Source organism: Methylosinus sp. Ce-a6 (genome assembly GCF_009811655.1).
Classification (GTDB): domain Bacteria; phylum Pseudomonadota; class Alphaproteobacteria; order Rhizobiales; family Beijerinckiaceae; genus Methylosinus.
Genome location: NZ_BGJX01000005.1, coordinates 49,126 through 66,058 on the forward strand (window position 1 = coordinate 49,126; position 16,933 = coordinate 66,058).

The 16,933-nt window shown below is 66.3% G+C and carries 21 protein-coding genes and 1 tRNA gene; 10 read left to right on the top strand and 12 right to left on the bottom strand.

The window, feature by feature from the left end; all coding sequences use genetic code 11:
• Nucleotides 1-14: 14 nt before the first annotated feature.
• Together Mspo_RS04970 and Mspo_RS04975 are read right to left on the bottom strand one after the other, a co-directional pair.
• The gene (locus Mspo_RS04970) at nucleotides 15-365 is read right to left on the bottom strand and encodes a hypothetical protein (protein WP_159727441.1); all 351 of its coding nucleotides are present in this window, start codon (nucleotides 363-365) and stop codon (nucleotides 15-17) included.
• Nucleotides 366-483: 118 nt separating this feature from the next.
• On the bottom strand, nucleotides 484-804 hold the full coding sequence (locus Mspo_RS04975) for a hypothetical protein (RefSeq protein WP_159727443.1): 321 nt from the start codon (nucleotides 802-804) through the stop codon (nucleotides 484-486).
• 305 nt (nucleotides 805-1,109) lie between these two features.
• Here Mspo_RS04975 and Mspo_RS19570 point away from each other — a divergent pair, with 305 nt between their 5' ends.
• A complete protein-coding gene (locus Mspo_RS19570) occupies nucleotides 1,110-1,253 on the top strand; it encodes a hypothetical protein (RefSeq protein ID WP_201281629.1) in 144 nt (47 codons plus the stop codon).
• 183 nt (nucleotides 1,254-1,436) lie between these two features.
• Here Mspo_RS19570 and Mspo_RS04980 read toward each other — a convergent pair whose 3' ends face one another.
• Nucleotides 1,437-2,120, bottom strand: coding sequence for an outer membrane protein (locus Mspo_RS04980; protein WP_244613143.1), 684 nt, complete (start codon nucleotides 2,118-2,120; stop codon nucleotides 1,437-1,439).
• Between the two features lie 392 nt (nucleotides 2,121-2,512).
• Here Mspo_RS04980 and Mspo_RS04985 point away from each other — a divergent pair, with 392 nt between their 5' ends.
• The 3 genes from Mspo_RS04985 (at nucleotide 2,513) to Mspo_RS04995 (ending at nucleotide 5,701) form a co-directional block, all read left to right on the top strand.
• The gene (locus tag Mspo_RS04985; RefSeq protein ID WP_159727445.1) at nucleotides 2,513-3,286 is read left to right on the top strand and encodes an SDR family oxidoreductase; all 774 of its coding nucleotides are present in this window, start codon (nucleotides 2,513-2,515) and stop codon (nucleotides 3,284-3,286) included.
• A 49-nt stretch (nucleotides 3,287-3,335) separates the two neighbouring features.
• On the top strand, nucleotides 3,336-5,438 hold the full coding sequence (gene recG, locus Mspo_RS04990; RefSeq protein ID WP_159727446.1) for an ATP-dependent DNA helicase RecG: 2,103 nt from the start codon (nucleotides 3,336-3,338) through the stop codon (nucleotides 5,436-5,438).
• 113 nt (nucleotides 5,439-5,551) lie between these two features.
• Entirely contained in the window at nucleotides 5,552-5,701 is a 150-nt protein-coding gene (locus tag Mspo_RS04995; RefSeq protein WP_159727448.1) for a hypothetical protein, read from the top strand.
• A gap of 6 nt (nucleotides 5,702-5,707) precedes the next feature.
• On the opposite strand, the gene Mspo_RS05000 is transcribed toward Mspo_RS04995, so the two are convergent.
• Nucleotides 5,708-6,415 carry a glutathione binding-like protein gene (locus Mspo_RS05000; RefSeq protein ID WP_159727687.1) on the bottom strand — a complete coding sequence of 236 codons (708 nt, stop codon included), beginning with the start codon at nucleotides 6,413-6,415 and terminating at the stop codon, nucleotides 5,708-5,710.
• A gap of 77 nt (nucleotides 6,416-6,492) precedes the next feature.
• Nucleotides 6,493-7,614, bottom strand: a complete 1,122-nt coding sequence (locus Mspo_RS05005; RefSeq protein WP_159727450.1) for a PAS domain S-box protein — start codon at nucleotides 7,612-7,614, stop codon at nucleotides 6,493-6,495.
• A gap of 120 nt (nucleotides 7,615-7,734) precedes the next feature.
• Between Mspo_RS05005 and Mspo_RS05010 the strand changes: the two genes are divergently transcribed.
• Nucleotides 7,735-8,208: a response regulator gene (locus tag Mspo_RS05010; RefSeq protein ID WP_159727451.1), complete on the top strand. Its 474-nt coding sequence runs from the start codon at nucleotides 7,735-7,737 to the stop codon at nucleotides 8,206-8,208.
• Here Mspo_RS05010 and Mspo_RS19575 read toward each other — a convergent pair.
• Complete coding sequence (locus tag Mspo_RS19575) at nucleotides 8,202-8,624, bottom strand: hypothetical protein (protein WP_201281630.1); 423 nt, start codon at nucleotides 8,622-8,624, stop codon at nucleotides 8,202-8,204. The genes Mspo_RS05010 and Mspo_RS19575 overlap by 7 nt on opposite strands.
• 282 nt (nucleotides 8,625-8,906) lie before the next feature.
• Between Mspo_RS19575 and Mspo_RS05020 the strand changes: the two genes are divergently transcribed.
• Nucleotides 8,907-9,200 (top strand): DUF1153 domain-containing protein, encoded by a 294-nt coding sequence (locus tag Mspo_RS05020; RefSeq protein ID WP_159727453.1) that lies wholly within the window; start codon nucleotides 8,907-8,909, stop codon nucleotides 9,198-9,200.
• Nucleotides 9,201-9,205: 5 nt separating this feature from the next.
• On the opposite strand, the gene Mspo_RS05025 is transcribed toward Mspo_RS05020, so the two are convergent.
• The 5 genes from Mspo_RS05025 to erpA form a co-directional block, all read right to left on the bottom strand.
• Nucleotides 9,206-9,532 carry a polyhydroxyalkanoic acid system family protein gene (locus Mspo_RS05025; protein WP_159727455.1) on the bottom strand — a complete coding sequence of 109 codons (327 nt, stop codon included), beginning with the start codon at nucleotides 9,530-9,532 and terminating at the stop codon, nucleotides 9,206-9,208.
• Between the two features lie 71 nt (nucleotides 9,533-9,603).
• Nucleotides 9,604-9,936, bottom strand: coding sequence for a HigA family addiction module antitoxin (locus Mspo_RS05030; RefSeq protein WP_306344947.1), 333 nt, complete (start codon nucleotides 9,934-9,936; stop codon nucleotides 9,604-9,606).
• A 206-nt stretch (nucleotides 9,937-10,142) separates the two neighbouring features.
• Nucleotides 10,143-10,218 (bottom strand) — tRNA-Asn (locus Mspo_RS05035).
• A gap of 91 nt (nucleotides 10,219-10,309) precedes the next feature.
• Nucleotides 10,310-11,206: a PfkB family carbohydrate kinase gene (locus tag Mspo_RS05040; protein ID WP_159727457.1), complete on the bottom strand. Its 897-nt coding sequence runs from the start codon at nucleotides 11,204-11,206 to the stop codon at nucleotides 10,310-10,312.
• Nucleotides 11,207-11,246: 40 nt separating this feature from the next.
• Complete coding sequence (erpA, locus tag Mspo_RS05045) at nucleotides 11,247-11,591, bottom strand: iron-sulfur cluster insertion protein ErpA (protein ID WP_159727459.1); 345 nt, start codon at nucleotides 11,589-11,591, stop codon at nucleotides 11,247-11,249.
• Between the two features lie 128 nt (nucleotides 11,592-11,719).
• Between erpA and Mspo_RS05050 the strand changes: the two genes are divergently transcribed.
• Together Mspo_RS05050 and Mspo_RS05055 are read left to right on the top strand one after the other, a co-directional pair.
• Nucleotides 11,720-12,913, top strand: coding sequence for a deoxyguanosinetriphosphate triphosphohydrolase (locus Mspo_RS05050; RefSeq protein ID WP_159727461.1), 1,194 nt, complete (start codon nucleotides 11,720-11,722; stop codon nucleotides 12,911-12,913).
• Between the two features lie 70 nt (nucleotides 12,914-12,983).
• Entirely contained in the window at nucleotides 12,984-13,205 is a 222-nt protein-coding gene (locus Mspo_RS05055; protein WP_159727463.1) for a hypothetical protein, read from the top strand.
• A 27-nt stretch (nucleotides 13,206-13,232) separates the two neighbouring features.
• On the opposite strand, the gene Mspo_RS05060 is transcribed toward Mspo_RS05055, so the two are convergent.
• The gene (locus tag Mspo_RS05060) at nucleotides 13,233-13,496 is read right to left on the bottom strand and encodes a DUF1640 domain-containing protein (protein WP_159727465.1); all 264 of its coding nucleotides are present in this window, start codon (nucleotides 13,494-13,496) and stop codon (nucleotides 13,233-13,235) included.
• A gap of 198 nt (nucleotides 13,497-13,694) precedes the next feature.
• Here Mspo_RS05060 and argS point away from each other — a divergent pair, with 198 nt between their 5' ends.
• Nucleotides 13,695-15,473, top strand: a complete 1,779-nt coding sequence (gene argS, locus Mspo_RS05065) for an arginine--tRNA ligase (RefSeq protein WP_159727467.1) — start codon at nucleotides 13,695-13,697, stop codon at nucleotides 15,471-15,473.
• An 85-nt stretch (nucleotides 15,474-15,558) separates the two neighbouring features.
• The gene (locus Mspo_RS05070) at nucleotides 15,559-16,926 is read left to right on the top strand and encodes an SPOR domain-containing protein (protein ID WP_159727469.1); all 1,368 of its coding nucleotides are present in this window, start codon (nucleotides 15,559-15,561) and stop codon (nucleotides 16,924-16,926) included.
• The last annotated feature ends 7 nt before the right edge of the window (nucleotides 16,927-16,933 follow it).

Consider the following 16,933-nt stretch of genomic DNA (forward strand, 5'->3'; position numbering starts at 1 on the left):
GGGCCGCAGGCGGATCAGTAATCCGCCTTGCCGAGCCCGGTCGCGCTGCTGGCGGCGCCGCCGCCATTGTCGCCGCCCCCACCGCCATGACGGCCGCGCCCCGAGGCGTGGCGCGAGCCGCCGCCGCTATGGCGGCGGACGACCGGACGCGGGCGACGGGCGCGATAGCCGCCGCCATATCCGCCGTTCGGGCCGAGATGCAGCCGGAAGGGGCCGAAGCCGATATATTGCGCCTCGGCGGGGCCGGCGCCGAGCGCGGCGATCGGCAGCGCGAAAAGTCCCGTCAGCACCGAGCGGCGAGAGAGTTTCGGCGAAGTCTCGGAATTGGGTTCGCCATGAAATTCACTGTCGAGCTCATCGATCATCTTCGCCAGCCTGAAAAATTCCCCGCTTGAACTATCAGGCGCGGCCTCGACATTGTCAAATGGGCCTTGCGTTCGCGCGGCGCTCGAAACCTTCGCGCCGCGCTCGCCTGACGCCGGCTTACCAGCCCCAGCCCCAGCCGCCGAAGCTCGCTCCGATGAGGCCTGCGCCATAGCCGTATGGGTAGGCGTACCCATATGAATAGGCGGGGTAGGCGACCACCGGCGTCGCAACGATCGCAGGCCGGGAGACATAGACGGTCCTGCGCTCGACGATGCGGCGCACATAGCTCGTCCTGTGCTCGCATGTCGGCGGCTCGTACGCGCTTCTCTCTTCGCACACTTGCCGACATATTTGTTTCGCGACGGCGGCGTCGACGCTGAACAGGCCGATAACGAGCGCCGAGACGCCGATCGCCGACAATCTCACGACTGTGCTCATGGGTGCGATCCTCCTTCATCTTCGCTGCGAACCAATCTGCGCGGTCGCTGCGACTCCTACCAACGAGGGAGAAAACTATGTCGGCAATTCGAATCGACGAGTGGAGGGTTCATTCAGTTTTTTTGCGGCGCATTCGTCGCCGTGACGCGTTCCTATTCGACGAAAATCGACATGGTTCGCGCCGCCGCTGCGGTCGTTTGACGCTGCGGCTATGCGCCCGCTCGTCGCGCATCGAGCCGAAGGCTTAATCTTTCACGCAAGCCTGGCGTCGCCAATTTACGCGCAGGCGACTGGAGGAACCGGCAATGTCGAATTACGGCGCCAATGATCCGATCGTCTTCACCCTGCTCGCGGAGGCCGTCGTGATCGCCGTCGTCTCCGTGTCGATCGTCGGCTATCTGCTTTGCAAGGCCGGCTTTCGCGCATTGAGCAAGCCGCAGGGGCATTAGAGCGCATTCGGATAAATCATGTCCGAAAGCGCGCTCGAGCTATTCGAACGCGCATGTGCTTTTCGAAGAGCCGCTCCGCGCTTTTCGGAAACGCGCTTCGAGCGCGCGGCGACGGATCGTCCGAGAAATTCATGCGAATGAATGACGCCGACCCCGCGCTTTCGACGGGGTCGGCGCATGTGCTCAGAAATGATAATTGACGCCACCGCGGATCGTCGACGTATCGATGTTCGTCTGCAGCGCATTGGTCGAGAAATCGAAATAGCGGTCGCCGCCGACAGAGGTGAAGAGATATTCCGCCTTGACGGAGAGATTGGGCGCGACGCCGAATTCTATGCCGGCGCCGAGCGCCCAGCCGGCGAGGAATTTCGACTGCTGTCCGTAGAAGCCTTGGAAAGCGTTGTTCACGCTCGCGGTGGTGTTGCTGCCGGCGAAGCCGCCGGTGACGAACAATAGGGCGCGATCGATGGTGACGCCGCCGCGCGCGCGGATGGTCAGTGTATTGTCGACGGAGCCGCTGCCCGAGAGACCGGCGATGGGCGAGCGGCCGTCCTTCGAGCTGTTGAAATCGAAATCCGCTTCGACGCCGACGAGGAAGTTCGGGGCGAAAGTGTAGTTGTAGCCGGCCGTGCCGCCGATGACCCAGCCGTTCGGCTCGCCGAGCAGACGATTGCTGCCGTTCTGGAACGCGCTCAACGCATAGCCGCCGTTTATGCCGATGTAGAGGCCCTGCCAGCTGAAGGCGGGCGGCGGGCTGTAATAGTCGGCGACGGGCGCGCCGCGTCGCGGCAGATCGGCGGCGAGGGCGGAGGCGCCGGCGCAGAGCAGGGCGGGCGCCAGCAGCGCGGGAAACAGCATAGGTCTCATCGAACTCGACTCCACATTCGCGCGCCTTCGAGGCCCTCGGGCTCGCGGTCACAAAACTGAGGCGCAGGCGAGGGGCGAGGCCCAGCCAGAGCTCGGTCGAATTAAAAACGTTCACGTTAATGGATTCTTGCCGCGCCCGAGCCCGCGCTCGTCTCGAAGCAAAACCTGCGGGCTCCACAATGTATTGATTGTGTCGAAACCATGATATATTTAGAATTAACCGAGTTTATCCCGACACGATTGGCGCGATCTGAGATTATCATGGCGCATCCGTGTCGTCAGATTGCTTAATAATGCGTAAAAATGCCTGCGGTTACGTCCGGGTCGCGCATTGACCTCGGCGCCGTGGCGTGAGAATTGCCTTGCTCGCGAGCAAGATGGGGAAGCGGGCGATGAGCGCGGGCGGCGCAGGCAGGTCGGGGCCGGTTCTGGTGACGGGCGCGGCGCGGCGGATCGGATTGGCGATCGCCGCGCGTCTGGCGCAATCGGGCCGCCCCGTGGTGCTGCACGCCTCGCGCCGCTCCATGGAGGAGGCGGAGCTCGCCGCCGCGGCGATTTGCGCCAAGGGCGGCCGCGCCGCCGTGGTCGGCGCCGATCTCTCCGACGCGCGCGAGACCGAGGCTCTGATGGGCTTCGCCGCGCGCCAATTCGGGCCCGTGACGCTGCTCGTCAACAACGCCTCGGTGTTCGAGCTCGACGCCGCCCATGACTTCTCGGTCGAGGTGTTCGACCGGCAATTCGCCGTCGATCTGCGCGCGCCGCTGCTGCTCGCGCGCGACATGGCCGCGCAATTGCCGCAAGACGCGGAAGGGGCGATCGTCAATATCGTCGATCAGCGCGTGTTCCGGCTGACGCCGCGCTATTTCACCTATACGCTGGCCAAATCGGCGCTATGGACGGCGACGCGCACCATGGCGCAGGCCTTCGCGCCGCGCATCCGCGTCAACGCCGTGGGGCCGGGGCCGGTGTTTCCCAACGCCGTGCATGGGCAGAAGGGTTTCGAGACGGAGGCACGCGGCGTGCCGCTGCGTCGTGCGGCGGATGTCTCGGGGGTGGTCGACGCCGTCGTCTATCTCGCGGAAGCGCGTAGCGTCACCGGCCAGATGATCGCCGTCGACGGCGGCCAGCATCTCGCCTGGGAGACGCCGGACGTGCTGCCCGATTAGCGCGCCGCCGAACATGACAAAGCGCCGCCGATAGGAGAAAAGGCGCGGCATGCGTCCTTCGATCCTCGATCCGCTGTTCGGCCGCGCCGCCTCGCTTCCGGGGATCGGCCCGAAGACCGCCAAGCACTTCGACCGGCTGCTTGCCAGGCCGGGCAAGGAGACGCGCCTTATCGACGTGCTGTTTCATCTGCCGATCAATCTCGTCGACCGCAGCCTGCGCCCGACCATCGCCGAGGCGCCTCACGATCGCGTCGTCGTGCTGAAGGTGCGCGTCGCCGAGCATCGCAAGCCGCAGGGGCGCTATTCCAAGGCGCCGTTCAAGGTGCTCGTCGAGGACGACACCGGCGATGCGGAGCTGGTCTTTTTCCTCTCCAACGCCGATTGGATCGAGCGCAGCCTGCCCATAGGCGCGACGCGCTGGGTGTCGGGCAAGATCGAGCTCTATGACGGGCGCCGGCAGATCGTGCATCCCGATCGCGTGCTCGACGAGGAGGGGCTCGCCCGCCTGCCGCCGGCCGAGGCGGTGCATGGCCTCACGGAAGGGCTGCAGGAGCGTTTTGTTCAGCGCGCGGTCGCGGGGGCGCTGGAGCGGTTGCCGAAGCTGCCGGAATGGCAGGACGCCTCCGTGCTGGCGGCCAATGGACTCCCGGATTTCGTGACGGCGCTCGCCGAGGCGCATCACCCGAGGTCGCCGGCCGACATAGAGCCCATGAGCAAGGCGCGCCAGCGCCTCGCGCTCGACGAGCTCTTGTCGCAGCAGCTCGCGCTGCGGCTCATCCGTTCGAAGATGCGCCGCGAGCCGGGCCGCGAGAACGCCGGCGACGGACGCATCGCGCGCGCCATAGAGGCGGCGCTGCCTTATGCGCTCACCGGCGCGCAGCAGCGCGCGCTCGCCGAGATACGCGACGATCTCGCCTCCTCGCGGCGCATGTTGCGGCTGCTGCAGGGCGACGTCGGCGCCGGCAAGACGATCGTCGCGCTGCTCGCCATGGCGAGCGTCGTCGAATGCGGGCGACAGGCGGCGCTGATGGCGCCGACGGAAATCCTCGCGCGCCAGCATTACGAGCGCCTGCTGCCGCTCGCCGAAGGCGCCGGGCTGCGCCTCGCTCTGCTCACCGGCCGCGCCAAGCCGTCCGAGCGCGCGCGCCTCTACGAGACGATCGCGGCGGGCGGCGTCGACATCGTCATCGGCACCCACGCGCTGGTGCAGAGCGATCTCGCTTTCGCCGATCTCGGCCTCGCCGTCGTCGACGAACAGCATCGTTTCGGCGTGCAGCAGCGTCTGGCGCTCGGCGCCAAGGGCGCGAACGCCGATGTTCTGGTGATGACGGCGACGCCCATTCCGCGCTCGCTGGCGCTCACTTATTTCGGCGATATGGACAGCTCCATCCTCGACGAGAAGCCGCCCGGCCGCTCGCCCATCGACACGCGCGCGCTGCCCGTCTCGCGCATCGGCGATGTCGTGGAGGGCGTGCGCCGCGCATTGGCCGCGGGCGCGCGCGTCTATTGGGTCTGCCCGCTCGTCGAGGAGAATGAGGATCTCGACCTCGCCGCCGCGCAGGATCGCCATGAGGATCTGACGCGCATATTCGGCGAGATCGTCGGCCTCGTCCACGGCCGCATGAAGGCCGCCGAGCGCGACGCCGCCATGGAGGCGTTCAAGGAGGGCGCGACGCGCATTCTCGTCGCGACGACGGTGATCGAGGTCGGCGTGGACGTGCCCGAGGCGACGGTCATGGTGATCGAGCACGCCGAGCGCTTCGGCCTCGCGCAATTGCATCAGCTGCGCGGGCGCGTCGGCCGCGGCGCGGGCAAATCCTCCTGCCTGCTGCTCTACAAGGGCCCGCTCGGGGAGACGGCCAAGGCGCGGCTCGTCATGCTGCGCCAGACCGAGGACGGCTTCCGCATAGCGGAGGAGGATTTGCGCCTGCGCGGGGAGGGGGAGATCCTCGGCGCGCGGCAATCGGGCCTGCCGGGCTTCCGCCTCGCCGATCTCTCGGCCCATGCGCGGCTGCTGGCGACGGCGCGCGACGACGCCGAGCTGATCCTGCGCCGCGATCCCGAGCTTGCGAGCCCGCGCGGCGAGGCGCTGAGGGCGCTGCTCTATCTCTTCGAGCGCGACGAGGCGGTGAAGCTTCTGCGGGCGGGATGAGCGCGCCGGGCCTTTATCGAAAGCGCCGTTGCGCGTAAATTCCGGATCGACGCCGCTGCGGCGGCGACAAACGAGAAAAAGCGGGCGGCGAGCGCCCGCAAAGGGAGAGCGAAGTGTCCTTTGTGCAGACGATCTGGACGCATTTGTCGTGGAGCGACAAATGGGTCCTCGCCATCAATGTCTTTCTCGCCGTCATCTTCTTCGTGTCTTGGCGCAACAAGAAGCGGCGCCTCGCGCAAGAGGCCAAAAAACGGGGCGAGTGAGCGCGCTCAGCCGGCGCCGCCGACGCTCGCCGCCGTCTGGCCGAAGAGGATTTTTCGTTCCTCCTCCGTGAATCCGTCGCGCGGGCGGGAGACGGCCTCGCCCTTCGCATAGGCGCGCTCGACCGCCGGCCGCGCGCGGATCGCCTCGAACCAACGCTTCAGATTGGGAAAATCATCGAGGTTCTGCCCCTGTCGCTCATAAGGAACGACCCAGGGATAAGAGGCCATGTCGGCGATGGAGTAATCGTCCGCGAGGAAGTCGCGCCCCGCGAGCCGCCGATCCAGCACGCCATAGAGGCGATTGGTCTCGTTCACATAGCGATCGATCGCGTAAGGGATTTTCTCCGGCGCGTAATTGCGGAAATGATGGTTCTGCCCGGCCATGGGCCCGAGCCCGCCGACCTGCCAGAACAGCCATTCCAGAACGCGCGCGCGGCCGCGCAGATCGGATGGCAGGAAGCGCCCCGTCTTCTCGGCGAGATAGACGAGGATCGCGCCGGATTCGAACACCGAGACCGCCGCGCCGCCGTCGGCCGGCGCATGGTCGACGATCGCCGGCATACGATTATTCGGCGAGATGGCGAGAAAAGACGGAGAGAATTGCTCGCCTTTCGAAATGTCCACCGGGACGATCCGATAGGCGAGCCCCGCCTCCTCGAGAAAGATCGTGATCTTGTGGCCATTGGGCGTCGGCCAATAATGGAGGTCGATCATCATCGTGTTCTCCGTGCGAATGGGCAGTCGGCGTTAGGCGTTAGGCAGGAGGAGGGCGATCGTCTACCGCCTACTCCCTACTGCCCACTCCCCATGGCCTGATCCAGCGGAATCGCGACATAGAAAGTCGAGCCCTGTCCCGGCTGCGACGTCACCGAGAGCCGCCAACCATGGCGATCGGCGATGGATTTGCAGATCGCGAGCCCGATGCCGGTGCCGGGATATTTGCCTTTTGAATGCAGGCGCTTGAACGGCTCGAAGACGACCCGATCATATTTGCTCTCGAAGCCGATGCCATTGTCGGCGAAAGCGATGACGATCTCGCGCCCGTTCTGCGTCGCCCTGATGACGATCTCCGGCGCGTGATCGGGCTTGCGATATTTCAGCGCGTTGGAGACGATATTATGCGCGAGCCGCGCGAATTGCGAGCGGTCCGCGCGAATTGTGACATGCGGCGCGTCTATGTGCAGCCGTGCGCCGGTCTCTGCGATCGTCTCGGAGAGATCGTCGACCGCGAGCTCTATCTCCTCGCGCAGATCGAGCTCCTGGAGATGCTGAGCGTCATTGATGGCGCGCGAATAGGTCAAGAGATCGTCGACGAGCTCGCGCGCGCGCAGCGCGGAGGAGCGCATCACGCTGTTGGCGTAGACCATGTCGGTCTGATTGGCCGAGGAGATCGCCTGCTCGAGAATATCGGAGAAGGCGGCGATCTTGCGCAGCGGCTCCTGCAGATCATGCGAGGCGACATAGGCGAATTGGGCGAGCCGCTCATTGGCGCGCTCGAGCTCCGCCGCGCGCTGCGACAGCGCGTTCTCGGCCTCGCGCCGCGCGGTGATGTCGAGCACGGTCGCGAGCACGATAGGGCCGCTCTCGCTCTCGATCGGCGTGAGCCCGATCTCGACCGCGAATTCGCTGCCGTCGCGGCGCGTCGCCTTCAAATCTCGGCCGACGCCCATCGGCCGCTTGCTCGGGCGGGCGAAGAAGCTCTGGCGCAAGGAGGAGTGCGTCGCCCGCAATCGCGCCGGCACGAGAATATCGATGGACTTGCCGACCAGTTCGTCGCTACGATAACCGAACATATGCTCGGTCTCCGCGTTGACGAATTGGATGAGGCCATCGGCGCCGCTGACGATCATGGCGGCCGGCGCCGATTCCACCGCCAGGCGAAACTGGTCCTCGCCTATGCTGTCGAAGCTCATCCTCGCATCCCTCGTCGCGCGCGCCGGACGCGCTCGTTAGCTGCGCGCGGGGCGGCCGCATCCTATCTTAGAGGAAACAGCGTCGGAGAAACGAGCGCGATCGAGAAGATGGGGATTCCCATGTCGGCTGTCGAGACGAAGAACCGGGCTTGCCGCGTATTAATCATCGAAGACGATCAAGACGACGTCTTCTTGTTCAAGCGGGCCCTCGATTCCGTGCGCTCCATGCTGGAGCGCGACATAGAATGCGAGCAGGTGGACAATGGGCTGGACGCGATTTTCCTCGTCTCGCGCGAGGAGATCACGGACAAGCTTCCGGATGTGCTGGTGCTCGACCTCAATATGCCGCGCCTCGACGGCGTGAAGTTCCTGAAGTCGCTGCGCCGTTCGCTGCTGCTGAAGGATCTGCCGGTATTCGTGCTGACGACCTCCACCGCGCCCTCGATCCATGAGGAGGCGATGCGCGCCGGCGCCGACAAGGTCTTCGTGAAGCCGAACGACGCTGAGGCTCTGCTCGCCATCGCGCTCGAGATCGTGAATTCGGCGCTCGAGCGCCGGCGCGACGGGGAAGCAGCTCCGCCGACGCTTCAGTAATACCAGAGGCCGTTGTGCAGCCCGCGCGGAGATGGCGGGGGCGCGGGACGAGGCGGCGCATCGTAATCGCCGAAATAGTCGCCACCGTAATTGTAACCGCCATAGCCGCCATAGCCGCCATAACCGCCGTAATTATAGCCGTTCGCGGCGCCATACGCGTCGTAACCGTAAGGCGCTTGGTCCGGGTAGCCGGGCGAGGGAGCCTGTGTCGTGGGCGCGTGGCGCCGGCGATGGCGTCGCTCGGCGTGGCGGTCGTCGCCTCCTTCCCGGAGGTCGTGGCGCGGCTCCGCCTCGGCGCGCGGCGAAGGTTCGAGGCTCCCCTCGCGGGAGCGCCCGGCGCCGAAGGGCTCGGCGAGCGCCGAGGTCGCGAGGGAGAGGCCTGCGACGGCCGTCGCGACGAGCAGGGCTTTCGACATGGAGGCCTCCTTTCCGAATCGAGGCCTAGGGAAGACCCTAGGCTTTTGTTTTGACGCGTTTCCGATGCCGAACCGGTGTCCACTTCGGCTGGAAACGCTCTAGTCTAGACCATGGCGCGCAGAATGCTCGGCGCTCGGACGGATGTGGTTAAGCTTCCCTGTAGCGCCTTTGCGCGACGCAAGACTTTTTTCAGTCTTTGCTGAAAGTCTTCGGCGATCTCCGTCCCCAGAGGCGGGCCCTTTTCGCAATGTGGTGCGGAAATCTTCTTAGGGAGCGGCGCCATGACGACGCTTGGTCCGACCGGCGACAAAGCCGGCGTCGAGAGCCGATTCGAATTTGCGAGCCTGCCGCCGGCGACGACGCGCTGGGTGGTGCGCCGAAAAGCCGAGGTGGTCGCGGCGGTGCGCAGCGGCGCGATCTCGCTCGACGAGGTCTGCCGGCGCTATAGCCTCACGAGAGACGAATTCGAGGCCTGGCAGACCTTCATCGACCGCCATGGCGTCGACGGCCTGCGCGCCACGCGCCTGCAATATTATCGTCGCCGCGCGGCGCCGCTCGCCGTCGGGAAGGGCTGACCGTTTCAGCCTTTCGGCTTGTGCTCGATCTGCAGCGTCTCGCCGGCGCGTTGCGCCAGAGCGGCTTGGATCGGACCCGCCAGCGCGGCGAAAATCCATGGCAGCCAGACCTCTATGCGCAGCGCATCGGCCAACACGTCGATACGCGCCTGCATCGCGTGGCCGAAGGCGACGATCTTCAATGCGGCGGTGTTGTCGGTCCAGGCGACCTCGGAATGGGCGAGCCTGTCCACATAGTCCCGCCGCAGTTGCTCGAGGCCGGCGGCGACGCGGGCCCGGGCGGTCTCGACCCCGAGATCGTGCGAGACGGTGACGACGATGGATTTCTGCATGGGCGGGCCTCCGGCTCCCGCAATCTAGGCGCTATCGGAGGATTTGCACAGGTCGGGCGCCGCGCCCTGCCTCATGCCGCGTCGAGCGGCTCGATCGCCGCCAGCTCGTCTTTCATTTCTCGCGACAGCCGCCAGACGTCATGCGCCTGCTGCATGCGCAACCAGGGCCCCGGCCCGTCGCCGAAGAGCTTGCCGAGACGCAGCGCGAGCGCCGGCGTCACGGCCTGCTTGCCGGACAGCACGTCATAGAGCGTCTGGCGCGAGACGCCGAGCGCCTCGGCGACGGCCGTCTTCGAGAGGCCGGTCGCGGGAATGACGATCTCGCGCAAGAGCTCGCCCGGCGTCGCCGGCTCGAGGTCCTCATGGACGTCGATCGCATCCTCGCCGTCCCATGCGAAAGTGATTCGGCGTCTTGTTCCGCCATTCGGGCTTGATCCCCTTCGCCTCGCCGCGCTCCCAATATTTCGCGAGAGCCTTACTGCGAAAGGATCGGATCATGGCTGTAAGGTATTGCCTTACATGGCGGTCGTCGATATCGGCGCGGCTCCGCTTCCGCGTCCAGCGCGGCGTCGATCCGACCTTCGCCGCTATCCCGACTGTCTGATTTTGCTGGCTCCCCGAGCAGGACTCGAACCTGCGACCCAGCGATTAACAGTCGCTTGCTCTACCGGCTGAGCTATCGGGGAACGGTGGCGGGCATATAGCAAGCTCTACGCACTCTTGCCAAGCCCCGTTCGCCGCCTTTCTCGATTTCCTTCGCGGCTTCCCACAAGCCTTTCAATCGGCAGGGGGAAAAAGCGCGAGTGTCGCTACGATGTCATTCTGCGAGGGCAGGCCGGCCTCATTGCCGAGATGCTGAATCTTGTAGGCCGAGGCCGCCCGCGCGAAGCGGAAATGCTCGCGCCAGGGCGCTTCCGGCCGCTCGAGATAGGAGGCCATATAGGCGCCGTGGAACACGTCGCCGGCTCCCGAAGTGTCCAAAATCCGCTCCGCCGGCACGGGAAGCGAGGCGAGGCGCTGCACCTCGCCGCTCTCGTCGTACCACAACATGCCCCTCTCGCCATTGGTGACGCCGCCGATGCGGCACCCTTTGCTCTTGAGAAAGGCCAGCATGTCGGCTTCGGGCAGCGCCATTTGCTCGCAGAGCCGCTCGGCGACGATGGCGACGTCGATGAACTCCAGCAGATCGGTGATTCCCGGGCGCAGCGCGCCGCCGTCGAGCGAGGTCAGCGCGCCGATCTCGCGGCAGGCGCGGGCGTAATGGAGCGCCGCGTCGGCGATATGCCCGTCGCAATGCAGGGCGCGCAGGCCAATCGTGTCGAGACGCGGGAAGTCCTCGAGGAAATCGCCGTCGCGGGCGCGCAATATCGCCCGCTTGCCGTCCTGCGGCAGGACGAAGGAGAGCGAGGAGCGGCGCACGCGGCGCGGATGCACGCGAATGCCATAGGTCGCCGCCATATCCATGAACATATGGCCGAGCCAGTCGGGCGCGAGCTGCGTCAACAGATCGACGCCTTCCCCGACGAGCTTGGCGCAGGCGAAGGCGGCGGTCACCGCATTGCCGCCGAAGGAGACGGCGTAATCTTCCGCCACATCCTTCTCGTCGCCCTTGGGCATGACATGCGTGCGCATGGTCACGTCGACATAAGAATGGCCGATGAACAGAGTTTGCAAGCGAGGACTCCGATGGGAGAGCGCGACGAGCGGGAGGCGCTCAGACCGAGAAGCTCGAGCCGCAGCCGCAGGAGGCGGTCGCGTTGGGATTCTCGACGCGGAACGACTGGCCCATCAGATCCTCGACATAATCGATGCGGGCGCCGGCGATATAGGCCGAGGAGACGGGATCGACGACGAGCTTCGCGCCGTCGCGCTCGACGACGATGTCGTCCGCCTTGGGCTCGGCCTCGACCGTATAGGCGTATTGCAGGCCGGAGCAGCCGCCGCCGTCGACCGCGAGGCGCAGCGCCGCGCCCGCGGCCTCGCCGGCGAGAATGGCGAGGATGCGCTTGGCGGCCCGCTCGCTCATCTCCATCTTCGCAATCGTCCCGGTGTCGCTCATTTCGGCTCGCCTTCCTCTTTCCCGCCTCGCGCCGCGCCGGCCGCGCCCTTGCGCGGCGCCGCGCGGCCGGGCTATGCGAAGCGAAAATATGGCCGCCCGCGTGACCTTGCAATGACAGGAGCTGCCGATTGGCGATCCCCGATTCCGGCGCCCGCGGCCGCGCCCCTTACGCCAGCGATCCCGCCGCCTCGCGCGGCCGGCTGTTCCCGGAGTCGGCCTCGCCGACCCGCAGCGAGTTTCAGCGCGATCGCGACCGCATCATCCATTCGACGGCCTTTCGCCGCCTCGCGCATAAGACGCAGGTCTTCGTGCCGCTCGACGGCGACCACTTCCGCACGCGTCTCACCCATACGATCGAGGTGGGGCAGATCGCGCGGGCGCTCGCCCGGGCGCTCGCTCTCGACGAGGATCTCGCCGAGGCGGTGGCGCTCGCCCACGATCTCGGCCACACGCCCTTCGGCCATGCCGGCGAACATGCGCTGCAGCGCTGCATGGAGGCCTATGGCGGCTTCGACCACAACGCCCAGGCGCTACGCGTCGTCACGCTGCTCGAGCGCCGCTACGCCCGTTACGACGGGCTGGACCTCACCTTCGAGACGCTGGAGGGCCTCGTCAAGCATAATGGCCCCTTGCGGGGGCCGCGCGCCGAACGCGCGCTCGCGCCTTATGTGGCGGAATTCGACGCGCTGTTTCCGCTGGAGCTCGACACATTCGCCGCCGCCGAGGCGCAGGCGGCGGCGCTCGCCGACGACATCGCCTATGACGCCCATGACATAGACGACGGGTTGCGCGCCGGCCTGTTCTCGCTCGACGACATCGCCGCCGTGCCCTTCATCGGCGTGCTGCTGGACGAGATCAAAGCCGTTTATGGCGATCTCGAGCGGACGCGGGTCATTCACGAGCTCGGCCGGCGCGTCATCACCCGTTTCGTCGAGGACGCCATCATCCAGTCCGAGAAGCGGCTGCGGCTGGTCGGGGCGAAGAGCGTCGAGGATGTGCGCCGCGCCGGCGTGGCGACCATCGCCTTTTCGCCGCCCATGGCCGAGGCCGACCGCTCGATCAAGGCCTTTCTCTTCCCGAGAATGTATCGGCACGAGAAAGTGGTGGGCGTCTGGGACCGCGCCGAGCAGGTGATCTCGCGGCTGTTTCCGGTCTATTTCGTCGATCCGGCGCAAATGCCGCCCGAATGGGCCGAGCTCGCCCGCGCCGAGCAGGGCGCCGCGCGGGCGCGCCATGTCGCCGACTATATCGCCGGCATGACCGACCGCTATGCGCTCGGCGAATATCGAAAGCTGTTCGGGGAGAAGATGTCCTTGGGCTGAGGGCGGACCGCAACCGCCTTGACGGCGGCCCTTGCGCGCCCGACCTCCTGTTTCTGACCGGGAGGCTCCCATGCTCGTCATCGAATTCGTCGGCGCCGCTCCAGAAGGAGCGAGCGCGCAGGTCATCGACCGGATGAAGACGGACATCAGCGACGTGCGCAAGGCTATTGCGCACGCCAAGTCGCTGTTTTCGAATGTGATCGTTCAGCGCACCCATAAGCCGCTGCCGCATGGCTTCCGCATATTGGACAGCGACGGCAGGGAGGTCGCGAGCTGGAGCATAGACGAGTGATCGGCGATAAAACGCCAGGCCGGCGCTTCAATTTCCAGGCGGAAGATAGCGGATCGCGGCGAGAATGACGCCGACGGCGACAACCATGACCGAGCCGAACCATATCTGCAGGTCACGCTTGGCGATCTCTATGTCGGATCGAACCGAAGCAATATCCGTTTTCGTCGAGAGTTCCTGACTCGTCGCCTCCGCGAAGGCCTCGGCCGCGGCCTTCGCCTGCGCATGAGTGAACCCGCCCGATTCGAGCTTCTCGACGAACTTCAGTGTGTCGAACGGAACGGAATTGCTCATTCGGTATCCCTGGCGGTCGAATAAATGTTAGAGAACGGTTCACGGTCAAGATAGCAGGAAACGCGTCGGGCCACGAGGGCCGCTCGGCGCGACGAGGGGGCGTCAAAGGCAGGTCGCCGTGGCGGAAATGCGAAAAGATGCGTTCCGCCCCCCATTCTGCTAAACCGCCGGCCGCAATCGCTTCGGCCCGGACCTTCGATGAACATTTTCTCCGCCTTCCACGCCGCCATCGCCGCCATCCTCGATTCCATCGCGGCCTCCGGCCGCCTGCCGGAGACGCTGGATTATTCGCGCTTCGTCGTGGAGCCGCCCAAGGACGCCGCCCATGGCGATCTCGCCACCAATGCGGCCATGGTCTTCGCCAAGGAGGCCAAGGCCAATTTCGCCAATCCGCGCCAGCTCGCGGTCGAGATCGCGGCGGCGCTGGCCGATCTTCCCGATGTGGCCGAGGCCGAGGTGGCGGGGCCGGGCTTCATCAACATCCGCCTGAAACCGTCCGTCTATGCGGATGTCCTGCGCGCCGTGCTGAACGACTGCGAAGCCTATGGAAGGCCGCAGGGCAGGGGGGCGCTCGCGGGCAGGATCAATGTCGAATATGTCTCGGCCAATCCGACCGGGCCCATGCATGTCGGCCATGGCCGTGGCGCGGTCTTCGGCGACGCGCTCGCCAATCTGCTGGCCTTCGCGGGCGCCGAGGTCACGCGTGAATATTACATCAATGACGCCGGCGCGCAGGTCGATGTTCTCGCCCGCTCGGCCTTCCTGCGCTATCGCGAGGCGCTCGGCGAGACGATCGCCATTCCAGAGGGCCTCTATCCGGGCGACTATCTGAAGGCCGCCGGCGAAGCCATCGCGAAACAATACGGCCGCGGCCTTTTGGACAAGAGCGAGAGCGAATGGCTGGAGCCGGTCAAGCGCGCCGCCATCGACGCCATGATGGCGATGATCCGCGACGATCTCGCCGCGCTCGACATCGCCCATGAGGTGTTCTTCTCCGAGCGCACGCTGCATGAGAAGATCAACGGCCTCTCGCAGATCGACAAGGAGATCAACGAGCTGCGCGCGCGCGGCCTCGTCTATGACGGCCGCCTGCCGCCGCCCAAGGGGCAATTGCCGGATGATTGGGAGGATCGCGAGCAGACCTTGTTCCGCTCCACCGATTTCGGCGACGACGTCGACCGGCCGCTGAAGAAATCCGACGGCTCCAATACCTACTTTGCCGCCGATATCGCCTATCACAAATCGAAGATCGACCGCGGCTACACGACCTTGGTCGATATCTGGGGAGCCGATCACGGCGGCTATGTGAAGCGCATGTCCGCGGCCGTCGCCGCGCTCTCCGACAATAAGGTCGCGCTCGATGTGAAGCTCTGCCAGCTCGTCAAGCTGATGCGGGGTGGCGAGCCGGTGAAAATGTCGAAGCGCGCCGGCGATTTTGTCACTCTGCGCGAAGTGGTCGACGAGGTCGGCGTCGACGCGGTGCGTTTCATGATGCTCTATCGCAAGAATGACGCGCCGCTCGAATTCGATCTCGCCAAGGTCATCGAGCAGTCGAAGGACAACGCCGTCTTCTATGTGCAATACGCCCATGCGCGGGCGAAATCGGCGGTGCGGCAGGCGCTCGCCGCCTTTCCGGATCTCGATCTGACGCCGCAAGCGCTCGCCGGCGCGCCGCTCGAGCTCTTGCAGGACGAAGGCGAGATCGCGCTCGCCAAGGCCATCGCCCAATATCCGCGGCTCATCGAATCGGCGGCGGCGGCGCATGAGCCGCATCGAATCGCCTTCTATCTCTACGACCTCGCCAGCGTCTTCCACTCCCATTGGAACAAAGGCAAAGATCGGCCACAATTACGCTTTGTTAATTCCGATGATAGAAATTCGACCTCGGCGCGAATGGCGTTGGTCGTATCTTTGACTTGCGTCCTGGCGTCGGGTTCGAGACTCCTCGGCGTGAGCGCCCCCGACGAGATGCGGTGATCGCGGCCGGCGCCTATGCGCGGCGCGCGCTCGCATTCGGGAACGACGAGCAGCGTCCGTCGGGTAGTGAGCAGGAAGGTGCATCATGCGCGAGGCGACGGCCCGAGGGCCTTCCATCGACATCAGCGAGTTCGAGCGACGCCTGCGCGGCGGCGAGCAGGAGGAGACGCCTGCCAAGAACAATTCGGCGAAGAGCGATCCGCTGGCCGAGCTGGCGCGGCTGCTGCACGGCGACGAGGCTGCGGCGGCGGCCGACCCTTATGGGAAAGTTTTCGCCGAACCGCAGAGCCGGGAGTCGTCCGTGGGGCATAGAGACAAAGACGTCTTCGACACGGCCGAGCTGCGCGGGGCGCTGCCGCCGGCGTCGCCGGCCGCGCAGCGGCAATCGCAGGCGGACGATTATTACGCCGTGCGCGCGCCCGAGACGGATTGGGCGCATCATGAGCATCAGGACTATCTCGATTATGGAGTCGAGATGGACGAGGCCTATGACGAGCCGCCCGCGCGCAAGGGCTTTTTCGCCTCGCTGCGCGATCGGCTGCGGCCATGGCACGCCGTCGTCGCTCTGGCTTCCATCGGCGCGGTGAGCGTCGGCCTGGCCCTGGGCCATCGCGGCGGCGTCGTCGCGCCGCGTGAGCTCGCCACCATCAAGGCGCCGGAGGGGCCGGCCAAGGTGCAGCCTTCCACGATCGCCGAGGCGACGGCTCCCCAGCGCGGCGCCGCCGTGCTCGACCGCAATCAGAACGCGCCGGTCAAGAAGGTCGTCTCCAAGCAGGAGCAGCCGGTCGATCCGGCGGCGGCCATGCGCGTCGTCAAGCTCGGCGACGGGCCGGTGGACGCGCCGCACGAGCCGGCTCCGGCGGCGGCCAATAATCCCTACGGTTCGGAGCCGCGGCGGGTGAAGACCGTGTCGGTGCGGCCGGATGGCACCGTCATCGACAATGACGCGCCGACGCCGGCGATCGCCCGTCCCGCGCCGGCCAATGTCGCGCCCCCGGCGCGGCCGCTGTCGCTCGCCGCCAAGCCGGGCGCGGTCGACCCCGACGCCGAGCCTCCGACTGTGACGCCCAAGAGCCCGGCCAAGGCCGTGACGACGCCCAAACCCGCCCAGCCGCCACGCCCCGCGCCGGCTGCCGCCCCGACGGCGGCCGCTCCCGAGCAGACAGCGGCGATCGAGCCCGCCGCGCAGGAGGCCGTTCCGGCCGGCAATGGCGGTTTCGCGGTGCAGTTCGGCGCCGCCGGCTCGGAGGACGAGGCGCGCCGGCTGATTCAGACGGTGAACTCGAAATATGGTTCGCAGCTCGGCGGCCGGCGGCTCGGCTTCCGCCTCGCCAAGGTCGGCGAGAAATCCGTCTATCGCGTGCGCGCGGCCGGCATGAGCCGCGAGGCGGCGGTCGGCGTCTGCGAGAAGGTCAAGGCGTCCGGCGGCTCCTGCTTCGTCGCCGCCAATTGAGGATCGG

Coding starts and splice junctions, on each gene's coding strand:
- recG (WP_159727446.1), top strand. CDS start 3,336: ATGCGTCCTTCGATCCTCGATCCGCTGTTCGGCCGCGCCGCCTCGCTT.
- Mspo_RS04985 (WP_159727445.1), top strand. CDS start 2,513: ATGAGCGCGGGCGGCGCAGGCAGGTCGGGGCCGGTTCTGGTGACGGGC.
- Mspo_RS05005 (WP_159727450.1), bottom strand. CDS start 7,614: ATGAGCTTCGACAGCATAGGCGAGGACCAGTTTCGCCTGGCGGTGGAA.
- Mspo_RS04970 (WP_159727441.1), bottom strand. CDS start 365: ATGATCGATGAGCTCGACAGTGAATTTCATGGCGAACCCAATTCCGAG.
- Mspo_RS05025 (WP_159727455.1), bottom strand. CDS start 9,532: ATGCAGAAATCCATCGTCGTCACCGTCTCGCACGATCTCGGGGTCGAG.
- argS (WP_159727467.1), top strand. CDS start 13,695: ATGAACATTTTCTCCGCCTTCCACGCCGCCATCGCCGCCATCCTCGAT.
- Mspo_RS05000 (WP_159727687.1), bottom strand. CDS start 6,415: ATGATCGACCTCCATTATTGGCCGACGCCCAATGGCCACAAGATCACG.
- Mspo_RS19570 (WP_201281629.1), top strand. CDS start 1,110: ATGTCGAATTACGGCGCCAATGATCCGATCGTCTTCACCCTGCTCGCG.
- Mspo_RS04975 (WP_159727443.1), bottom strand. CDS start 804: ATGAGCACAGTCGTGAGATTGTCGGCGATCGGCGTCTCGGCGCTCGTT.
- Mspo_RS05020 (WP_159727453.1), top strand. CDS start 8,907: ATGACGACGCTTGGTCCGACCGGCGACAAAGCCGGCGTCGAGAGCCGA.
- Mspo_RS05055 (WP_159727463.1), top strand. CDS start 12,984: ATGCTCGTCATCGAATTCGTCGGCGCCGCTCCAGAAGGAGCGAGCGCG.
- Mspo_RS19575 (WP_201281630.1), bottom strand. CDS start 8,624: ATGTCGAAAGCCCTGCTCGTCGCGACGGCCGTCGCAGGCCTCTCCCTC.
- Mspo_RS05070 (WP_159727469.1), top strand. CDS start 15,559: ATGCGCGAGGCGACGGCCCGAGGGCCTTCCATCGACATCAGCGAGTTC.
- Mspo_RS05060 (WP_159727465.1), bottom strand. CDS start 13,496: ATGAGCAATTCCGTTCCGTTCGACACACTGAAGTTCGTCGAGAAGCTC.
- Mspo_RS05010 (WP_159727451.1), top strand. CDS start 7,735: ATGTCGGCTGTCGAGACGAAGAACCGGGCTTGCCGCGTATTAATCATC.
- erpA (WP_159727459.1), bottom strand. CDS start 11,591: ATGAGCGACACCGGGACGATTGCGAAGATGGAGATGAGCGAGCGGGCC.
- Mspo_RS04980 (WP_244613143.1), bottom strand. CDS start 2,120: ATGAGACCTATGCTGTTTCCCGCGCTGCTGGCGCCCGCCCTGCTCTGC.